Source organism: Psychrobacter sp. T6-6 (assembly GCF_052258185.1).
Lineage (GTDB): Bacteria > Pseudomonadota > Gammaproteobacteria > Pseudomonadales > Moraxellaceae > Psychrobacter.
Window position 1 is genome coordinate 547002 of record NZ_JBQQEX010000001.1, and the last position, 18413, is coordinate 565414.

Annotated in this window: 22 protein-coding genes and 1 tRNA gene; 10 read left to right on the forward strand and 13 right to left on the reverse strand. The window is 44.4% G+C overall.

From position 1 onward, the window contains the following. Positions 1-104: 104 nt before the first annotated feature. From frr to rimO, 3 genes are all read right to left on the reverse strand, one after another. Positions 105-659, reverse strand: a complete 555-nt coding sequence (gene frr / locus ACTXGL_RS02295) for a ribosome recycling factor (protein WP_319050044.1) — start codon at positions 657-659, stop codon at positions 105-107. 98 nt (positions 660-757) lie between these two features. Then, complete coding sequence (gene pyrH, locus ACTXGL_RS02300) at positions 758-1483, reverse strand: UMP kinase (protein WP_319050043.1); 726 nt, start codon at positions 1481-1483, stop codon at positions 758-760. 172 nt (positions 1484-1655) lie between these two features. After that, the gene (gene rimO, locus ACTXGL_RS02305) at positions 1656-3251 is read right to left on the reverse strand and encodes a 30S ribosomal protein S12 methylthiotransferase RimO (protein WP_443524573.1); all 1596 of its coding nucleotides are present in this window, start codon (positions 3249-3251) and stop codon (positions 1656-1658) included. A 134-nt stretch (positions 3252-3385) separates the two neighbouring features. Between rimO and ACTXGL_RS02310 the strand changes: the two genes are divergently transcribed. The 3 genes from ACTXGL_RS02310 (at position 3386) to ACTXGL_RS02320 (ending at position 6911) form a co-directional block, all read left to right on the forward strand. Next, a complete protein-coding gene (locus ACTXGL_RS02310) occupies positions 3386-4747 on the forward strand; it encodes a two-component system sensor histidine kinase NtrB (protein ID WP_443524574.1) in 1362 nt (453 codons plus the stop codon). A gap of 82 nt (positions 4748-4829) precedes the next feature. Continuing rightward, the gene (locus tag ACTXGL_RS02315; protein ID WP_443524575.1) at positions 4830-6596 is read left to right on the forward strand and encodes a sigma 54-interacting transcriptional regulator; all 1767 of its coding nucleotides are present in this window, start codon (positions 4830-4832) and stop codon (positions 6594-6596) included. Between the two features lie 230 nt (positions 6597-6826). Further along, positions 6827-6911 (forward strand) — tRNA-Leu (locus ACTXGL_RS02320). A gap of 158 nt (positions 6912-7069) precedes the next feature. Here the strand turns inward: ACTXGL_RS02320 and ACTXGL_RS02325 are convergent. The 10 genes from ACTXGL_RS02325 to ACTXGL_RS02370 all read right to left on the reverse strand — a co-directional run bounded on the left by ACTXGL_RS02325 (position 7070) and on the right by ACTXGL_RS02370 (position 12733). After that, positions 7070-8206 carry a tyrosine-type recombinase/integrase gene (locus ACTXGL_RS02325; protein WP_443524576.1) on the reverse strand — a complete coding sequence of 379 codons (1137 nt, stop codon included), beginning with the start codon at positions 8204-8206 and terminating at the stop codon, positions 7070-7072. A 289-nt stretch (positions 8207-8495) separates the two neighbouring features. Further along, entirely contained in the window at positions 8496-9017 is a 522-nt protein-coding gene (locus ACTXGL_RS02330) for a hypothetical protein (protein WP_443524577.1), read from the reverse strand. Then, complete coding sequence (locus ACTXGL_RS02335) at positions 9017-9217, reverse strand: TraR/DksA family transcriptional regulator (protein ID WP_427550693.1); 201 nt, start codon at positions 9215-9217, stop codon at positions 9017-9019. The genes ACTXGL_RS02330 and ACTXGL_RS02335 overlap by 1 nt, the downstream gene beginning before the upstream one ends. A 205-nt stretch (positions 9218-9422) precedes the next feature. Beyond that, positions 9423-9635, reverse strand: a complete 213-nt coding sequence (locus tag ACTXGL_RS02340; protein ID WP_443524579.1) for a hypothetical protein — start codon at positions 9633-9635, stop codon at positions 9423-9425. Further along, positions 9628-9879: a hypothetical protein gene (locus tag ACTXGL_RS02345; protein ID WP_443524580.1), complete on the reverse strand. Its 252-nt coding sequence runs from the start codon at positions 9877-9879 to the stop codon at positions 9628-9630. Before ACTXGL_RS02345 ends, ACTXGL_RS02340 begins: the two co-directional genes overlap by 8 nt. Next, positions 9876-10403, reverse strand: coding sequence for a hypothetical protein (locus tag ACTXGL_RS02350; protein WP_443524581.1), 528 nt, complete (start codon positions 10401-10403; stop codon positions 9876-9878). The genes ACTXGL_RS02345 and ACTXGL_RS02350 overlap by 4 nt, the downstream gene beginning before the upstream one ends. After that, positions 10403-10765 carry a hypothetical protein gene (locus ACTXGL_RS02355; protein ID WP_443524582.1) on the reverse strand — a complete coding sequence of 121 codons (363 nt, stop codon included), beginning with the start codon at positions 10763-10765 and terminating at the stop codon, positions 10403-10405. The genes ACTXGL_RS02350 and ACTXGL_RS02355 overlap by 1 nt, the downstream gene beginning before the upstream one ends. After that, positions 10758-11717: a hypothetical protein gene (locus ACTXGL_RS02360; protein ID WP_443524584.1), complete on the reverse strand. Its 960-nt coding sequence runs from the start codon at positions 11715-11717 to the stop codon at positions 10758-10760. Before ACTXGL_RS02360 ends, ACTXGL_RS02355 begins: the two co-directional genes overlap by 8 nt. Further along, positions 11714-11938: a hypothetical protein gene (locus ACTXGL_RS02365; protein WP_443524585.1), complete on the reverse strand. Its 225-nt coding sequence runs from the start codon at positions 11936-11938 to the stop codon at positions 11714-11716. Before ACTXGL_RS02365 ends, ACTXGL_RS02360 begins: the two co-directional genes overlap by 4 nt. Before the next feature lie 111 nt (positions 11939-12049). Beyond that, complete coding sequence (locus ACTXGL_RS02370; RefSeq protein WP_443524587.1) at positions 12050-12733, reverse strand: XRE family transcriptional regulator; 684 nt, start codon at positions 12731-12733, stop codon at positions 12050-12052. 217 nt (positions 12734-12950) lie between these two features. On the opposite strand from ACTXGL_RS02370, the gene ACTXGL_RS02375 reads away from it, so the two are divergent. The 7 genes from ACTXGL_RS02375 to ACTXGL_RS02405 all read left to right on the forward strand — a co-directional run bounded on the left by ACTXGL_RS02375 (position 12951) and on the right by ACTXGL_RS02405 (position 18412). Then, positions 12951-13247, forward strand: coding sequence for a hypothetical protein (locus ACTXGL_RS02375; protein WP_443524588.1), 297 nt, complete (start codon positions 12951-12953; stop codon positions 13245-13247). A 41-nt stretch (positions 13248-13288) separates the two neighbouring features. After that, entirely contained in the window at positions 13289-13789 is a 501-nt protein-coding gene (locus ACTXGL_RS02380) for a phage regulatory CII family protein (protein ID WP_443524590.1), read from the forward strand. Beyond that, positions 13779-14795 (forward strand): primase-helicase zinc-binding domain-containing protein, encoded by a 1017-nt coding sequence (locus ACTXGL_RS02385; protein ID WP_443524591.1) that lies wholly within the window; start codon positions 13779-13781, stop codon positions 14793-14795. The genes ACTXGL_RS02380 and ACTXGL_RS02385 overlap by 11 nt, the downstream gene beginning before the upstream one ends. After that, on the forward strand, positions 14795-16495 hold the full coding sequence (locus tag ACTXGL_RS02390; protein ID WP_443524593.1) for a primase-helicase family protein: 1701 nt from the start codon (positions 14795-14797) through the stop codon (positions 16493-16495). Before ACTXGL_RS02385 ends, ACTXGL_RS02390 begins: the two co-directional genes overlap by 1 nt. Positions 16496-16847: 352 nt before the next feature. Continuing rightward, complete coding sequence (locus ACTXGL_RS02395) at positions 16848-17252, forward strand: hypothetical protein (RefSeq protein ID WP_443524595.1); 405 nt, start codon at positions 16848-16850, stop codon at positions 17250-17252. A gap of 135 nt (positions 17253-17387) precedes the next feature. Beyond that, positions 17388-17834, forward strand: a complete 447-nt coding sequence (locus ACTXGL_RS02400) for an HNH endonuclease (RefSeq protein WP_443524597.1) — start codon at positions 17388-17390, stop codon at positions 17832-17834. Between the two features lie 104 nt (positions 17835-17938). After that, positions 17939-18412: a phage terminase small subunit P27 family gene (locus ACTXGL_RS02405; protein WP_443524599.1), complete on the forward strand. Its 474-nt coding sequence runs from the start codon at positions 17939-17941 to the stop codon at positions 18410-18412. The last annotated feature ends 1 nt before the right edge of the window (position 18413 follow it).

An 18413-nucleotide genomic window follows, 5' to 3' on the forward strand; every position in this document is an offset into this window, starting at 1 on the left:
CGATATATCCAAGAATAAACAGCCAATAGTTATCACGTATTGGCTGTCACATTATAAATAGTCGATTGAATTGAGCATTGCTATAAATAGCAAGTATATCAATATCAGACTTCCATCAGGTCGCTTTCTTTTTTGCTTAAGCGGCTATCGATAGTTTCGATATACTTGTCAGTGATTTTTTGAATATCATCATTGGCGCGGCGCTCGTCATCTTCTGAGATTTCTTTTTCTTTTGCCAAATCTTTGATGTCATTCATCATATCACGGCGGATATTACGGATAGACACACGGCTGCTCTCCGCTTCTCCGCGTGCAAGTTTTTGCATGTCGCGGCGAGTGTCTTCTGTCAATGCTGGCATTGGCACACGAATCACATCAGCAGTCATTGGGTTTAGACCCAAGTCCGCTTCACGAATAGCCTTATCTACTGCTTGAACCATGGTACGGTCAAACGGCTGAACCAGTAAGGTGCGTGAGTCTTCAACGTTGACGCTTGCAACTTGGTTTAGCGGTGTATCAGAACCGTAGTAGCTGACCATGACACCTGACAACATGCCTGGATGGGCACGTCCAGTACGGACTTTACTAAAAGTGCTCTCAAGCGCTTCTAGTGTTTTTTGCATGCGTGATTCGCCGTCTTGCTTAATCTCTTTAATCATTATGTGTCCTTATTTATCGCTATCGACAAATTTTTTATTTACTATTAGGGTGTTAATTATGTACTGCTTGCTAAACTCTGCGTTCAGTGCCACATCAATTAATGAAAAACGCGTGTCCCTTCGTTTTCGCCCATGATGACGTTCAACAGGGCATTGGGTTTGGTCATGTCAAAGACTTGTAGCGGTACATTATGCTCACGGCACAACGCAATAGCCGTCAAATCCATCACGCCAAGTTTTTGCTCTAGCACTTCATCAAAAGTGAGACCATCGTATTTTTTGGCATCAGCGTGTAGACTTGGGTCTTTGTCATAAACCCCATCAACCTTAGTTGCTTTTAGGATCAAGCCCGCTTCGATCTCGATACCACGCAGGCATGCCGCTGTATCAGTCGTAAAGAATGGATTGCCCGTCCCTGCAACGAAGATACAAACTTCACCATTTTTGAGATAACGAATCGCATTACGACTGCTATAACTTTCGGTAACCTCACCAATTGGCAATGCAGACATCAGACGCGTTTTGATATTACGACGCTCAAGAGCATCACGCATCGCCAGACCATTCATTACCGTCGCTAGCATACCCATCTGATCACCAGTGACACGGCCAACCAAGCCTTCTTTTTGTAACTGTGCACCGCGATATAAGTTACCACCGCCGACCACGATACCGACCTGAACCCCTAATCCGCGCAAGTGAGCGATAGATAGGCTCATTTTATCAAGCACTTCGGTATCAATACCCATGTCTTTGCTACCAGCCAAGGCTTCGCCAGAGAGTTTTAGCAAGATACGAGCGTAACGCGGGTTTTTGTCAGACATGAGGTCACCTTATTATCATGAAATTATAAAGAAAATTATGGGTAAAACACAAATCAAGTTTGGTCGCAACGCTGCACTTAAAGTTAAGCGTATTAAACAGGCTAAATTGCGCTAATTGTAGCAAAAACTGCCCGCCATTGGGCAATTTTCACTCGTATATCTTGTCGAACACCTAACCTTGATAACTGGCAAATAGATCGTATTCGCTAGCATCATCAATCGTCACGGTCAAGAACTGCCCAACTTTGACTTGATCATTGATCTCATCGACATAGACATGACCATCGATCTCAGGGGCATCCGCATAGCTGCGGCAAATAGCAATATCCTCATCGCTATCAATCTCATCGACCAATACCATTAAGGTTTTACCTACTTTTTCTTGCAGTTTTTGTGCTGAGATGTCTTGTTGCAGCGCCATCAAGCGCTCATAGCGAGACTGCTTAATCTCTTCAGGCACGTGATCTGGCAAATCATTGGCAACTGCGCCTTCGACTTCTGAATACGTAAAGGCACCCACGCGATCTAGGCGCGCCTCTACTAACCAATCAAGCAAGCACTGAAAGTCTTCTTCGGTCTCACCAGGGAAACCAACCACGAAGGTCGAACGAATCACAATATCAGGACAGATATCACGCCATGCTTTGATACGCGCTAAGGTGTTTTCGCTGTGCGCAGGACGTTTCATTGCTTTTAGGATACGATGACTGGCATGCTGAAACGGAATATCGAGATAAGGTAACAGTTTCTTTTCGCCCATAAGTTCGACGACTTTGTCTACGTGTGGATACGGATAGACATAATGCAAGCGCACCCAAATCCCTAAATCATTCAATGCTTGGCACATGTCATAAAATTTAGACTTGAGCGGCATACCATTCCAAAAACTGGTCTTATACTTTAGATCAAGGCCATAGGCTGAGGTGTCTTGCGAAATGATAAGCAGCTCTTTTACGCCTGCTTTTTTGAGCGCCATGGCTTCATTCATAACATTGTCAATCGGACGCGATGCCAAATCACCACGTAGACTTGGAATAATACAGAACGTACAGCGATGATTACAGCCTTCTGATATCTTTAGATACGCATAATGACTTGGGGTGAGTTTGATGCCCGCTTCATCAATCAGATTTATTTTTGGATCGTAGTTGGCGTCCAAGCTGCGATTTGGTCTTGGCACATGCTGTGCAACTGCCGTAATTACTTCATCATAAGCATGCGCGCCCGTCACTGCGAGTACAGCGGGATGCATTTCACGGATCTTGTCCGCCTCTTTACCCAGACAACCCGTGACAATCACCTTGCCGTTTTTGCTAATGGCCTCGCCGATCGCGTCAAGTGACTCTTGAACCGCTGACTCAATAAAGCCGCAGGTATTGACCACGACCAAATCAGCACCATCGTAGTCGCTGGCAACTTGATAGCCATCACGGCTCAGCTCAGTGATGATACGCTCACTATCTACCAATGCTTTTGGGCACCCTAGTGACACAAACCCAATCTTTGGTGCAGCGCTGACTGGCATCGTAGCCGTGGCATTCGCTGTCGAGGCTGAAGTGGCGTGGCTACTTTGGGTAATATTGCGGTTTTGATTGTGGTTGGCTTTATGATGGTAAGGCTGGTCAGCATTTTCTTGACTGACATCGGTCTGGCTCTGCTCTTTTGCTATGGCTGGCTTAGCAGGATTAAAGACGGTGGCAGTATCTTTTACGGCTGACGTAGGGATTGTCGTTGTCGTATTCACTGACTCGGTAGAAATTTTGGACATGGCTGACCTTGCTAGAGATAAATTGGCTGAGCGCATTGTACGTTTTTTTTGCAAAAATCACCAGTTTTGCCGCTCTATAGTCTTGATTTGTGGTTAAATATTCAATCAAACATCCTATTTTTTGGGTAACATCCATGACCGCTGATTTTATCACTACCAAAACCACACCTGATTTAGCATTTGTATCACAGCATCTATTTACTGCTATTTTATGGGTTAATGACCAGTTATCGATTACACGTTTAAATGCACAAGCAGAGCAATTGCTGGCTATTAGCAGTGGAAGGTTAATCAATCAGTCTATCTTAACGCTATTGGCACCTGAAGAATTAAAACCCAAAGAAAGCACCACTTTGGGCAATAGCGACAGTAGTGAGAATGGGCATCTGGACGAGCCTATCTGCTCTTTAAGAGAGCGTTTTAGTCAAGCGCAAGATTACCAGCAACCGTTTATTGACCATGATCACCTCATCAAGACGCCATTAAATGGCAACCTACTACTCTCTGTTGACTATAGCGTGACGCCTGTGATCTATGAGCAGCAGTCATACTTCATCATTGAGATGTGGGGTAAAGATCGTCAAAGCCGTATATCAGAGGAGCAGCGCCAGCAGCAACAATATGCCGTTGCCCGTCATATGCTGCGGTCAGTCGCTCACGAGATCAAAAACCCACTCGCAGGTATCCGCGGTGCCGCGCAATTATTGCAGCGACAATTTATCAAATTCAGTGATGTCACGACCACCAACAAGGATGCTACCGCTAGCAGTACTTCATCGAGTGTCAGCGCTGATACAAATGATGATCTGCAAAAAATGAATAAAAAACTGCGCAACTATACCGATATCATCATCTCAGAGACCGATCGCTTGACACATCTGATTGGGCAGTTGCTTGGCTCCAACCAACTACCAAACTGGCAGACACTGAATGTCCATGAACCCCTAGAGCATGTGCTGACTTTAGTCGTCAGCCAGTATCCAAAAATAGCCATACAGCGAGATTATGATTTGTCATTACCTGAGTTGTGCGCTGATAAAGATCAGTTAATTCAGGTATTTTTGAACATTATCAATAATGCTTGTGAATCTATGACTGAGTTTGAGCAAACGCTGCAACAAAACAAACTCTCTGACGCTGAGGGTGCATCATCCGCTGACCTGCAAGCCAATATAAATTCTGATTATCAGCCAACTCTGCACATTCAGACTCGCGTTGCCTTTCAGCACACCATTATAGGACAGCAGCACAAGCAAGTCTTGCAAATCACCATTACCGATAATGGTTCAGGCATTGATCCTGCACTCATTGGACAGATATTTTTCCCAATGGTGACTAGCCGTGCTGCAGGCACTGGTCTTGGGCTATCAATCGTGCAAGATATCATCAGCCACCACCATGGTATGATTGATGTGAGTTCTACAAAAGAAGCCAGTGACAATCAAACACGTTTTACTCTATATCTGCCCTTTACCCAGCCTATCGCTGAAACGTAGAACACATTATGCTCTAAAACTGCTAAATTATAAGACGCTCAATCCCAAACCAACAATAACAATTGCTCATTAGGCCCGATACATGACCGAATATAGTGATAACCACAAACCTAAAAGCGATGCCAAATCCCCAATAGTAACCGTTAATAATATCCCTAGCGACCACCCTGCTACGCTATGGTTGATCGATGATGATGCTGCACTGCGTATGGTTTTGGCAGATACGTTTGAAGATGCAGGACTGACGGTAATCAGTTTTACCCAAGCGCAAGCAGCATGGACTCGTCTCAACGATTCGTTAAAACAACCAGAATCAGACGCTCAGCTACCAGATGTCATATTAACTGATATTCGTATGCCAATGATGGATGGTCTGTCATTTAGCGACTGGGTACATCAGCATTTCCCTGATATGCCCATTGTTATTATGACAGCACATTCAGACCTCACTTCTGCTATCAATAGCTATCAGACAGGTGCCTTTGAATACTTGCCCAAGCCTTTTGATTTAGATGATGCAGTGGCCACTATCTACAAAGCCATCAACTACCAACCAAACATGGCTGCAGTTGACTATCCAAGCGAACCTGACAGTCAGGTCACCACCACTGACACCTCTGAGAGTGATGGACAACCTATAGCAACCAGCTCACCTACCAAAAACGCTAAAAATGACGCTGAAGTGATCCCTGATCCAAAAAACAATGGTAATCCTAGCGGCATAGTGGGTCAGTCACAGGCTATGCAAACGGTGTTTCGCGCCATTGGTCGATTGGCACAGTCCCCTATTTCTGTGTTGATCACAGGAGAGTCTGGCACAGGTAAAGAATTGGTCGCCAGCGCCCTGCACCAACACTCACCGCGTAAGCAGCAGCCCTTTATTGCGCTTAATATGGCAGCGATACCTCATGATTTGATTGAATCTGAGTTATTTGGTCATGAAAAAGGCGCATTTACTGGTGCAACGACAACCCGGCAAGGTCGCTTTGAGCAGGCTGATGGTGGGACGTTGTTTTTGGATGAAATTGGTGACATGCCTTTTAGCACTCAAACGCGCTTACTGCGCGTACTGGCTAATGGCGAGTTTTACCGCGTTGGTGGACAGCAGCCGATCCAAGTCGACGTACGCATCATCGCGGCTACTCACCAAAATTTAGAAGAGCTGGTCACCCAAAATCGATTTCGTGAAGACTTATTTTATCGACTCAATGTCATCCGTCTACCACTACCACCACTGCGCAAACGTCCCGAAGATATTCCAGCATTAGCGGCTCACTTTATGCAGTCTGCCGCTGAGCAGATGAACACGGCCGCCAAGCATTTACATCCTGCTGCCGTACAGATCATGCAAGCCTTTGACTGGCGAGGTAATGTCCGTCAACTTGAAAACGTCTGCTTATGGCTCACAGTAATGGCGACTGGTGATACCGTGACGGCGGCAGACTTGCCACCTGAGCTGCTCGAAAACATCCCAGCAGATGCAGAGCTGTACCAAGAGCATGGTCTATCACCGCAAGAAATAACTCAAACTCCTGCACTACAAAACAGCGACGCTGCCATAAATAATGCTCAAGACAGTCCAAACACCAAAACCAGTCACACTCTTACAAACCCGAGTTGGCAGCAAGTACTTGCTATTTGGGCCGAGCAATCTCTCAACACAGGCGAGACTGATATTTTACAAACCGCAACGCCTGAGTTCGAACGGGTCTTATTGACGGCAGCACTCAATCATAGCGGCGGTAAAAAGATAGAAGCGGCAAGTTTGCTCGGTTGGGGACGCAATACCTTAACCCGTAAATTACAGCAACTAGATATCTCTGCACCAAGAGTACCCTCCAAGGATTAATTAATGGTTAATTAATCATCAAAAACGCGAAATTTAAATGCTATTAAAATCAGATATTTATAGAAATAACGAAAAATAATTGCGAAATAGTTAAAAATAAATGCAAATAGGGGTTGACCAAAAATTCAAACTCTATATAATAGCCAACCACTGAGACGCACTACCGAATCAGTTAACTGTCTAGATAGCGTTTGAATTTAATCGCTTTTGATGATAGAGTAACGGAAAATGGGGCTGTGGCGGAATTGGTAGACGCACCAGATTTAGGTTCTGGCGCCGCAAGGTGTGAGAGTTCGAGTCTCTCCAGCCCCACCATTTTCGGATAGTGAATAAATTGTCTCAAACCTATACTAAACCTGCCTTCGGGCAGGTTTTTTTATTGCCTAAAATTTGATAAATAAAAACCGCGTCAATTTCTGACACGGTTTTGACGCAGTAACTTGGTACCCTCATCAATGATCGCCAGGCTGAACTCAATCGCTATAATCTAGCTTCATCATCTCTTTGCTCATACGTTCGCTGTTTATCCATTTGGCATAGATAGTTTTAAATGTTTGTATGTCGTGGCCCATTTGATAAGCGGCTGCTGAAGGCTCGATCATACTATTGAGCATCGTCGTTGCATAAGTATGGCGACAGTTATATGCCGGTCGTACTCGCATGTCAGTACCAGACAGCGCTTCAGCAAACTTTTCAGACAGTTTCTGATCACGTGTCCATGCCTCATCAGTATGCAAACTGATAAAAACCCGCGCCTGGTGGCCTGTGAGCTGCTTTAATCTGAGTAAAACATCTTTGGCCACGTCGTTTATATGGATATTACGCATGTGATAGGTCTTAGTTGCGTGACTAACCTTGCCACCAGTCAGGGTTTTGCTGATTTTGACTGTGTTATGTGACCAATCTACATCATGCCAATCAATGGCCAATGTCTCACTGGGGCGACAGCCCGTCCAAAACTGCCATTTATAGTACAAATACCAGATTTCTTTTTTACCAGTCCAGTTGGATTTCATCCAATCTAGTATTGCAGCGCGCTCAGCTGGGAGAAATGGATCAGGATCATCGCGCTGCACTTTCTTATTACGTATGCGCTTAGTCGGCATATCATCTATTTCGCCATCCAAAAATGCAAGATCAAACACCCCACGCAATGGTATAAGTGCATCGTTATAGGTACGCGGTGCATTAAAACTAATAGAGTTCAGCGCACTGCGCACCATTGCTGCATTAATATCGGCAATGGGCACAGCCGCAAAAAAAGGCATCCAATGCTTAGTTAGGATGCCTTTATATTTTCGTCTGGTACCAGTGTTATCACTGCTAAGATTGTCTAAATATGTTTGTGCATAGTCTGCAAATAACGCCCTATTATCATCTATTATATTAGTCTTTACATTGCACGCTGCATCAACATCAGCTTGCGTCAGCGTGCCCCACTTTGCCGCCTTTTTTAAGTAAGCTCGTAATTTACCCGCTTCGCTGATGCCTTTCGGCGTTGGCGGCTGCGGGATAGTGACGTATTTACGCGTCCCACTGATTGGGATATTAATTTGGACGCTGTCGCCTCGTACTCGGACGCCCGTTGGATACTTTGTTGGTCCAGCCACTGATTCCACCCCCGCAGGCTAAAATATAACTTGTTATCAATCTTTTGCCACACCACACCTTCAGGCCATTTATCTTTGGCGATGTATAGACGTGTGTGCGGTAGACCGATAAGTTTAGCAAATTGGGGAAGCGTTACCCAGTCTAACGGCACATTTGATTTGATAATTTCAATAACGTCCATCTTAGTCACTCCCTTTGTTCAATTCAATCGACAACAACCAAATCACTGCGACAATGAGCATGCCCAGTAAGATAGCAGTGCCGGTGATTACTAAAAGCTGTTCATTATTAGTTAACATCACCAACCCCTTGCTCAACGCTGCACTGATAGTTGTCAGCGATACATAATGATTTTCCATACTTAGCCAAAACACCATCCATTACTGACACCCAGTAGCCTGCTTTATCTAACACTGGTCTACGCTCGAAGTAAGCAACTGTTCCAGCCTTATCTATCGCCCGCCAAGCCATATCAGGATACTCCCAACGCACCTCCTTGATAGATTTAGGTAATTGAATACCATTTCTTGACGTTGGAGGCTGTAAAAATATATCTGGCTGGACACTCCCAAAACGCTCTTCAAAATATTGAATCAACTCTTCAGGTTCAGCATTTAAGTCGACTGGATCAGGTAAGTGATGCTTTGCGCCATTGAGCGTCAGCAGATCATTTTTGATTGTAAAGCGCTGTGCGTGCTTACGCTTGATACTGCCAGTATTGGTCACATCGTCGAATACAGCGAACATTCGGACCGTAACACCGCCATTGATTGATTCTCGAACTACTGAGCTGTTATTTAGTCTTAACATCACCGTCCCCTTTTCTCAAACACGCTTTGGCAGTCTACACAGAGCGTTACCCCACCCATTGCTTGACGTTTAGCGGGGATATCCTCGCCACATTCCAAGCACTCAGCCAGTGACGGCTTGTCAAATTTTGGCGCTCGACTCAGATACTGAGTCATTGTTAAATCAACATAGTCATTTGCGCGATCTGCATCATCAGCCATTATCTACCCCATCTTCTCAACAGTCGCATTGATGGCCGTGTAGGTTGACCCAGTGCGATATTCAATTTTATTGCCACGGTCAGCCAAGCGACATGCTCGGCCCACCAGGTGACGCCCTTCCCCGCACGCGCCGACAATCTCCCAGCTGTGCATATTTACATCAAGCCACCGCAATCCGTAATTATTACGTGCAAACGTGACTCGTTTAATCTGCTTTGACATTACCGCTCTCACTTTCTTTGATCATCTTGTCGATCCAATCACGGATCTCTTTCAAGCGCTCTAACCCAAACTTTTTGATAATGTAGTAATCGTCACGTTTTGGGTCTCTTTGGTTTTCCCGTTGTAGCTTTATAAATAGCTGACCGTCCTTGACGAATAGATGTGTGCGGCGACTAAGTGATAATGTTTTACTCATCGCTATCTAACTCCTTAAACTCAAGCTGAATTTGGAATTGCAACTCGCACTCCCAACCAGATAAAGCCTGCTTAACCTCTTCCGAGCCTAGAGAATCATAATTACAGTCAAAATCAGCTTTACTTACTTGATTAATAGCAAAACCCTGCACTTCCATATCAAAGTTATGCTCTAGAACGCGAATACGGTCTTCCACCACCTGCTTAATATTTTGATTAGCATTCAATACGAACGAGACCCTCATTTCAGCAGCTCCCGTAATATCAAGCTCTTAAGCGTACCTGCTGCATATAGATGTCCATGTTTGCCGTCTATATCCAACACATGATGGTTTGGTGTGCCGTAGTGCTCTTTTATGCATGACAGATACGCGTCGTGATGTCCTAGTGCTGTACGCTTATCTTCATTAGACTTGATAAAGCGCTTATACACGGTTCCATGACAGCTAAGCAGCACGCTAAGACTCGGCATTACGCTGTCTTCTTGCCAAGCCCAAAGCGGCTGCTGTAACCGACGCTTGATAGCAGACGCTGTATAGTGATGACGGTCTAACAAGATGACATCTAAATGCTTGTATTTATCAAGTATGTAGTCATCTTCAAATTCAACAGCTTCAATGCCTCTGCGGACATTGATCACTTCGGTACTGATTGCTTGAGCGTTAAGACACATAGCGACACGTTGGCACGCAGTTGTCACGCCGATATGGGCTGCCCCATTGATGTTGACTAATAAAGGATGTTTTTTTGCTGATTGAGTCAATGACATTACGCCACCTCGCTGTGGTTGGCATCAGTGTTCGCAGCCACGACTGGTACTGGGCGTGGCTCAAAGTTGATGTTGTTGATGATGCCGACATTGAGCGCAGCGTTTAACTTTAGCAATTCAGTCCAAACCAGCGGGTTAATGCGACATATACGGTTGGTTACTTGTGTCACGATCAGGCTGATATTGCGATTGATAGCGACCAAATCGGTTTGGTTACGCTCATAGTCATACTTGGCTTGATGCTCTGACCATGTATTGATGGCGTCAGTTAGCGCTTGACGGCTTACGCTATTGCTCAATTGCGCTTTAGATTGAATAATCGCGAGCTGTGCAGTGACATTGAAGGATTGAATTTTACGCATAGCAAGCCTCCAACGCAGCGCGAAATGCTGGCAGCTCGGCTTCGGTTATGGCGCGATAGGTATCGTTAGTTTCATGATAGATGGTAGCCCACCCACCAATCTTAGTAGATTCCTCACATACATTGGCTTTGCTTAATATCAGCACGTCAAAATGATCGTGCTGCGGTGAAGATAATTTCTTTCTTTTGCCAGTCACAATGGCAAACTCATCTTGACGATCTTGTTCAGATGCATCTTCGACATCGGCAAACTGTTGCCCTATGACAATATCCCACGGCATCAAATTGTTGCAGCCAATCGCATAGTCATCTTCACTAAAGCGGTCCATGCTGTGCATGCGTTGAATTAAAACTTCGGATAGGTTTTTGATAAAGATAAGCTGCATGTCTTTATCCGTGATTTGAGGAACTACTGCGTGAAGGCAATTTGAATTGGATGAATAATTGCGACCGACTTCATCAATGATAATGTCGCAGGCGTCTATGCCTTGCATTTCAGGTGTAGTTTCGCTTAGATAATCGACATCGTTGACGGTTTCGCGGTTGATAGCAGAACTTTGCCAATTTTCATTAGACCCAAGATCGCAAAGGAATCTAGCTTTTGAACCATCTTGTGCATACCACAATAGGTATCTGTCATTTTCGTTCCTTGCCAAACCTTTTACTGGTACTTGGAAAAGCCAAACTTCATTATCGGCATCTTTGGCGGCGCTTACCCACTTAGGGTCTTGACCTTCAAACACCCACTGACCCAGCTCCAAAAGCTCAGGTGTATCATTAGCTGCTTCGCCCATAGCGACTAGCAGCCCACCGTTTGGATTGGTACTGCCAAGCAATGCCGACGGTACACCTAGTGATCCTGTTATAGCATCTAGCTTGTTTTCTAGTTCGCTCAATACAGCTTTGGTTTCGTCATCAAAGCATATTTGGAGAGTACTGATTAATTTACTCATGCAGCACCTCCCCAAGACAAAACAACAATCAACAAAACGCAAAAAGCCATAAGCATACGAGTGTTTTTACACGCATGCTTATAGCTAATCTGAGAGTTGGTCAGTTGTTGTTCGACAGTTTGGAGTTGCTGATTGCGCTCAGCAAGCAAGTTTTTGAGACGCTGGTTCTCGTAGAGAGAACGCTGCGTTTGTACGCCATCGGTGGTTTGAATATCTGACATGACAATATACCCGTTTTGTTGATTACGGGTATAATTAAAACATTTGTTTTATTTGGCGTCAATACATTTGTTATATTTTAGATAAATAAATATAACAATAGAAGTTATAAACTACCATTTTTCATTAGGTGGCCAATGAAAAACCCAGCCGATGATCTCGATATACTCTCTAAAATCACTATTACTCATGACCTCATCTCTATATATGTCGTTATCTGACTGAATCGTAATATCACCTTTTGCAGACTTAAAAAATCTTTTGACTTTCAATTCGCCGTTCACCCTAAAAACGTATATCTTGCCGTCTCTAATAGGTAGGTCAGCTTTACTAGTATCTATTATTATAGGCGACTTATCCATAATCGTCGGCTCCATACTATTACCTGTTACCAAGGCTTGGATAACACAATCAGGTTGTGCTCCTGCTGCCCTTATATTATCAGTAAGCATGTAAGAGTATCCTGTGGCTTGCTCAACATCTGGTGGGCATGAGCCTGCTCCTGCGCTCAGCGCCACATCGTCAAATATAGGTATCACTGTATAACCATCCTCATTTTTATGATTTATGATTACAGCCTCATTCCCTGATTTTGTCATCTGTCCATCGCCAGTGCTTAACCATCCCAGGTCAACATTTAGCGCAGCAGCAATATCAGCTGTGTGACTGCACGTTTTGCTGTCTCTTCTTTCAACATTGCCTATTGCGCCTTGTTCCCAATTGATGGCATCAGCTAACTGCTGCTGAGTCATATTGCGAGCTTGGCGTGCAAGCTTGATGCGTGCTCCTAAAGCCATGATGATAATCCCTACCCTAGTGGTTTTTATAAAAGCAACTGATGGTTAGACAGTTGGATTTCTTTTAAGTAACTGTTGGTTAGACAGTCTAGTTGTTCGACAAATATTATTATATAAACAAATGTTATTGTTGTATAACTTCAAATGATGCATTACTTATTGCAATTTAATAAAACAAATGTTTTAATAAATACAAATGTTATTAAGAGTGATCAAAATGTTAAAACATAAAAATCTTATTACTAAAGCAATCAAAGATGCTGGCAGCCTTGCTGAGTTAGTTCGTCTAATCAACAACAGAGTTGACGTTATTAATAAAAACCTCCCTGTAGACATGCAAATCCGTCATACCTATTCAACTCAAGTTAGCAACTGGGTAAATCGTGACGCTGGTGTTGCCCCGACTCATGTATTAGCACTTAGCCAAGTCGCTGGTTGTAGTTGTCATGATCTACGTCCAGATGTTTTTCCACCAGCAGCCAACGATCCAAGTAATCAACAACACCTAGCATAGCAACACGACCGAAATAAAAGAACGACAATAACGGGGGCAATATGTCGAAATCAATCTACACTGCTACTGAGCGTGCTGCGCGTTGCGTCTTGACGCTAGAGCAAGCTGTCTACCAAGCGTGCAAAACACGCCGTGGTGCACTGGGTCAAATAGCTGAAGTCTACGGCGTGAATTACAACACCTTAGCGCTACAAGTCAATCCAAACCGCACTTGTCATACGCTTGCGCCTGAGACCATTGAGCTAGTACTTGAGCACACTCAATCGCCGCGTATTATGGATGCTATTTGCGCCGCTCATGGTAATGCCGGGTGGTTTTTGCTGCCTGATGACAACAACCAATGTGACGAGATGGTTGATATTGCATTGCTTGGTCAAAAGTTCGCGGATCTTAATAGCACCTCATTGGACGCTTATGCTGACAAAGTCATTGAGCCTGACGAATATGCAAGCATGCAAAAAGACGGTCACGCATTGATTAGTCATATTCAAACCATCTTAAAAAATGCTGAACGCAATATGGAGAGACACAATGACAGATAAACGCACACCGCTTGATTTTGACGGCATTCGCGCCGCTGCTGTCGGCAACTATGTCTCAACTATATTCCCTGCTGCGGGCATTAGCTTCACTAAAGCTGCCCATCAGCATCAAGCATGCCCGATGTGCGGCGGCTCTGATAGATTCCGTTGTGATGACAAACGTGGTGAGGGTACTTGGATATGCTCACAATGTGGCGCTGGTAATGGCTTCATGCTCGTGCAGCAATACACTGGGCTTGATGTCTATGAAACCAATAAACTGATTGCAGGCGCCATCGGGCTTGATACGACTAGCGAAGTGACAGATGAGCAGCGCGCACAGTGGCAATCACAGCAAGTCGAGCGTGAAGCCGTAGAAAAAGCTGAAAAGCGCCAAGCTCGTATCGACGCCGCAGCGCGGGCTACTAGCATTTGGGATAACGCAAAACCTGCTACAAATGATCATCCATATCTGCTACGCAAAAATATCGCGTCTATCAATCTGCGCCAAGACGCTAATGACAATCTAGTCATTCCTATGAATTACTATAATAAAGACACTAAAGTTGTGACGTTAGTTAATATTCAGACCATAGCGCCTGATAGCGAAAAGCTATTCTTAAAGGGTGGATTGGTGAATGGCGCTTACCATCTGATTGGCAATACTACGATGTTCGGCGGTGGTATTGTTCTTATATGCGAAGGTTACGCCACAGGCGCTACCATATTTGATGCGATGAGCTATAGCTTGCCGGTGATTGTTGCTTTTAATGCAAGCAATCTAATCCCAGTCGCACAGTCGATACGTGCTCAATACCCTGATCATCGCATCATCATCTGCGCAGATAACGATAGCGCTACAGCAGTCAAGATGCGCGATAAGGACATATCAGAGGGCAAAGAACCAAAACCGCTTATCGAGTACAACGCTGGACTCTACAAGGCCAAACAAGCAGCGGTTACCGTTGGCGGCGAGATGGTCACGCCAAGCTTCGACATATTAGACATAGATAAGGATGCAGCGTAATGCAAGGCAAACAACACACAGATTTTAACGACCTTGCAGCAGCTGCAGGACTCAACGAAGTAGCACGTCAAATCAAGTACGCACTGGCAAACCAATCAATCGTGACTCAAGCTGCCAATGATGATCACAGTACTATTGACGCGCCTATCGCGCAGCACAACGGCAATGTACCCGCTGATGTCGAACAAGAGATGCGCTTGGCTAATATGCTCAAGCGTTACGCTCAAATCACTGATATTGGTAAAGTGACGAATAAAGTCTACGACACAGAGCAAAAGATTGAATATACGAAGACTCAATTCGCTAATGAAATTGGCAATAAGAAGTTAGCCGTACGTTGGTGGGAAACGAAGCATCGTAAGATTACAAAATCAGAAGTCGCTAAAGACTTAGACGTTATGATGGCGGTCGAAGCCCAGTCGATGTTTGACCGTTACTTCCTCATCTACGGTACCAAAGAAGTATGGGATGACGTTGAGCGTATTCGCTTGCCTGTCGATACCATTAAACTTGCAAGGCCTAACGAGTATGATATTTGGCTCAAATCAGACTCTCGTATTACGGTAAAATCAGACAATATCTGGTTTGACCCTACTCGCACCAAAGAACCTAAGAACCCAAATGATATTGCTATCAATACATTTGACGGTTTACCACTCAAGCCTGTTGAAATCGAAGTAGACGAAGCCGCGGCTATGTGCAAGCCTATTACTGATTTGCTTTTACATTTATGCGAAGGCGATCAGACAATCTATGATTGGGTTATTAGATGGCTTGCGATACCACTGCAACGCCCTGGCACCAAACTTGATACGGCGCTAATATTTCATGGCGAAGTACAAGGTGCTGGTAAATCGTTATTCTTTGACCGCATTATGACGCGCATCTATGGTGACTATGGCGTGATACTAGGTCAAGGTCAGCTTGAGTCTCAGTATAACGACTGGGTATCAAATAAACTCTATGCACTTTTTGAAGAGATATTTAGTGGCTCTGATAGATACTCTCAAATGGGTATGGTCAAGCAATTGATTACAGGTAACACCATCTATATCAACCAGAAATTCATGAGTGGTTGGAAGCAGGACAACTACGTCAATGCGATATTCTTATCTAACAACATGATGCCGTTGTCACTTGAGCAGAACGATAGACGACATGTGGTCTGCTATCCAAAGCAAAAGATTCCCGCCCCCCTTTTAAAGGAAGTCGCAGATGCCTTAGATAGCACTAATAACAATATGCTGCGGGCTTTCTACACTTATCTCATGAAAATAGAACTTAATGGCCAAACATCACACACACCAGCAATCATGACCAACAGCAAGCGTCAGCTTATTCGCCTAAGCCAGCCAAATTGGGAGGTTTTCTATGACGATTGGGTGATAGGTGAAGCTGGTATACCTTATTGCAGCTGCTTAACTGACGATCTTTACGACTATTATCAGTACTGGTGCCGTAAAGGTGGTGAACGTGGCACTACTAAAACCAAATTAATGACATATATTGGTAGACGTGAGCATAAAGAGCGGCTAAGATACCAACTACCTAATAACAGCAAACCTGTCCAGTCCACGATTATTGCTGTTAAGATGCCAACAAACTACCCAACACCCACAGCTGCCAACCAACAAATATGGCTTGGCAAAGAAATACAGCTTATGAAGAACGCTATCGGTCAGAAACTCGAACCCAAATAGCCAACCATGTGCATAGTGTGCACCCCATGTGCATAGTTTAAAATACAACTATGCACGTCTACAGACCTTACCCAATATAGCTTATAGAGACCCTGTGCATAGTGTGCAGGGTTTTTTCGTATGCGCGCGCGGGAAATAATTTATTTTTATTATCAACCTAAGATAACAACAAAATATTTTTATCCTCGTGCGTAAATATAACTATGCACACTATGCACACTATGAACATCAGTCTTATAAGCCAGTGATACCAAAGGGTTCAGACGTGCATAGTTTAAAATCAACTATGCACATCTTGACGTAACTATGCACACGCTCCTATATTGAGTCTAAATAACGGGGGATATTTATCATGCGTCAAGAATACTTAAGAGCTGCTGCTGAAGCCTATGCAAACATCACACCAATGCAAGCTGATTGCTATCACTATTTAAACGATGGTTTTAATACAATAATTCAAGAGCGTCTGTCTGCAACCTATACATCTCAACTGGCTACTAAAGCTATAAGAATCAGATATATCGATAAGGTTGTTCGCACAGCATTGGCTGAATGTCAGTATCCAATCAATGAAACAACTGGCTATGCTTGGAATGATATCGAACGCTCAGCATTTGCTGGTATTGCAAAACAAACTTGGTCGGACAACAAACTATCAGATCATGTTAATTTTATGCTAAATGATATGGCGCAGAACGCAAACATAGTAAGGGCTGAGATAAGATTACAATTGCTAGGCTACTCAGAGGCTTCTTGATTTTTCGGACAGATTACCCTAAGATTTCTCATATTCGAAGTTCCTGCCTAATCGTAAAGCACACGGCAGCATCAACCAAACATTACCAGTTAAGCCCATTGCCCCCGCAGTGGGCTTTCTTTTTGAGCAATCCTTATGCCATCGATGCCTACCACACTTTGCAGCCATACAGGTTGCAACGCCAGTGCTGGTGCCAATGGCGTTTGCAGGATACATAAGCCCAAACCTAAACGCCAAGCAGAACCCCAAGTCAAGCAAGCCGAACCTACAAAGCTTAAGCGTATCGACCACAGAATATCCGCCTCCCAACGTGGTTATGATGCCCGATGGCGCTCAGCTCGTTTACTATTTCTAAATGATAATCCGCTATGCAAACATTGCAAAGCTAATGACATCATCAAGGGCGCTGACGTAGTCGATCACATCCTACCGCATCGCGGCAATCAGGAATTGTTTTGGGATCAGTCGAACTGGCAACCACTGTGCTACTCATGTCACTCAATCAAAACAACGACAGTCGATAATAAATTATCTGACTACGATATCGCCCAGCTCAGGCAGGGAGGGTGGGGTAAAAAGTAAATAAAATTTCCCACAGAGACCACCGCCCCAAAGAGAATTTTCGCATGGTCAAAACTCTGTAGGGGGTATACCCCATCAATCAATAACTATTCTCAGGTGACACTATGTCTCGTCCACGTAAACCGACGCAGCTCAAAGTGTTGCAAGGTAGCCGTGTCCGTAGCGACCGTGAAGCTGCCAGCAACGCTGCTCAACCAACACTGGCTATACCACCCTGCCCTGACTGGCTCGACGCCAAATCACGCAAGCAATGGGACAAGATAGCCCCACAATTGGTCGCTCTTGGATTGTTATCAGTTATTGATGGCGACCTGTTTGGTGCGTATGCCGAGACCTCTGCGCGTTATGGCGATGTATGCGCCAAGCTCGAAGATGTTGATACCTGGATTGGAACAACACCAAACGGGTTCCAAGTACAAACAGCTCTGGTCAGTATCCGTAACACATTACAAAAACAGCTAATATCATTAGGCCGCGAATTTGGTCTATCCCCTGCCGCCCGCTCCAGTATCAAAGTCGACACTACCCAGCCTGGGCTATTTGGCGCTGATGAGTTTGGAGAGTTCAACCAAGGTTAAA

What these genes read in the sequence shown, in the direction of transcription:
- ACTXGL_RS02335 (WP_427550693.1), bottom strand. Translation starts at nt 9,217, where the DNA reads ATGGCTGATGATGCAGATCGCGCAAATGACTATGTTGATTTAACAATG.
- ACTXGL_RS02345 (WP_443524580.1), bottom strand. Translation starts at nt 9,879, where the DNA reads ATGAGGGTCTCGTTCGTATTGAATGCTAATCAAAATATTAAGCAGGTG.
- ACTXGL_RS02375 (WP_443524588.1), top strand. Translation starts at nt 12,951, where the DNA reads ATGTTAAAACATAAAAATCTTATTACTAAAGCAATCAAAGATGCTGGC.
- ACTXGL_RS02395 (WP_443524595.1), top strand. Translation starts at nt 16,848, where the DNA reads ATGCGTCAAGAATACTTAAGAGCTGCTGCTGAAGCCTATGCAAACATC.
- ACTXGL_RS02365 (WP_443524585.1), bottom strand. Translation starts at nt 11,938, where the DNA reads ATGTCAGATATTCAAACCACCGATGGCGTACAAACGCAGCGTTCTCTC.
- frr (WP_319050044.1), bottom strand. Translation starts at nt 659, where the DNA reads ATGATTAAAGAGATTAAGCAAGACGGCGAATCACGCATGCAAAAAACA.
- ACTXGL_RS02370 (WP_443524587.1), bottom strand. Translation starts at nt 12,733, where the DNA reads ATGGCTTTAGGAGCACGCATCAAGCTTGCACGCCAAGCTCGCAATATG.
- ACTXGL_RS02350 (WP_443524581.1), bottom strand. Translation starts at nt 10,403, where the DNA reads ATGTCATTGACTCAATCAGCAAAAAAACATCCTTTATTAGTCAACATC.
- ACTXGL_RS02330 (WP_443524577.1), bottom strand. Translation starts at nt 9,017, where the DNA reads ATGTTAAGACTAAATAACAGCTCAGTAGTTCGAGAATCAATCAATGGC.
- ACTXGL_RS02315 (WP_443524575.1), top strand. Translation starts at nt 4,830, where the DNA reads ATGACCGAATATAGTGATAACCACAAACCTAAAAGCGATGCCAAATCC.
- ACTXGL_RS02400 (WP_443524597.1), top strand. Translation starts at nt 17,388, where the DNA reads ATGCCATCGATGCCTACCACACTTTGCAGCCATACAGGTTGCAACGCC.
- ACTXGL_RS02360 (WP_443524584.1), bottom strand. Translation starts at nt 11,717, where the DNA reads ATGAGTAAATTAATCAGTACTCTCCAAATATGCTTTGATGACGAAACC.
- ACTXGL_RS02380 (WP_443524590.1), top strand. Translation starts at nt 13,289, where the DNA reads ATGTCGAAATCAATCTACACTGCTACTGAGCGTGCTGCGCGTTGCGTC.
- pyrH (WP_319050043.1), bottom strand. Translation starts at nt 1,483, where the DNA reads ATGTCTGACAAAAACCCGCGTTACGCTCGTATCTTGCTAAAACTCTCT.
- ACTXGL_RS02405 (WP_443524599.1), top strand. Translation starts at nt 17,939, where the DNA reads ATGTCTCGTCCACGTAAACCGACGCAGCTCAAAGTGTTGCAAGGTAGC.
- rimO (WP_443524573.1), bottom strand. Translation starts at nt 3,251, where the DNA reads ATGTCCAAAATTTCTACCGAGTCAGTGAATACGACAACGACAATCCCT.
- ACTXGL_RS02385 (WP_443524591.1), top strand. Translation starts at nt 13,779, where the DNA reads ATGACAGATAAACGCACACCGCTTGATTTTGACGGCATTCGCGCCGCT.
- ACTXGL_RS02310 (WP_443524574.1), top strand. Translation starts at nt 3,386, where the DNA reads ATGACCGCTGATTTTATCACTACCAAAACCACACCTGATTTAGCATTT.
- ACTXGL_RS02390 (WP_443524593.1), top strand. Translation starts at nt 14,795, where the DNA reads ATGCAAGGCAAACAACACACAGATTTTAACGACCTTGCAGCAGCTGCA.
- ACTXGL_RS02355 (WP_443524582.1), bottom strand. Translation starts at nt 10,765, where the DNA reads ATGCGTAAAATTCAATCCTTCAATGTCACTGCACAGCTCGCGATTATT.
- ACTXGL_RS02340 (WP_443524579.1), bottom strand. Translation starts at nt 9,635, where the DNA reads ATGAGTAAAACATTATCACTTAGTCGCCGCACACATCTATTCGTCAAG.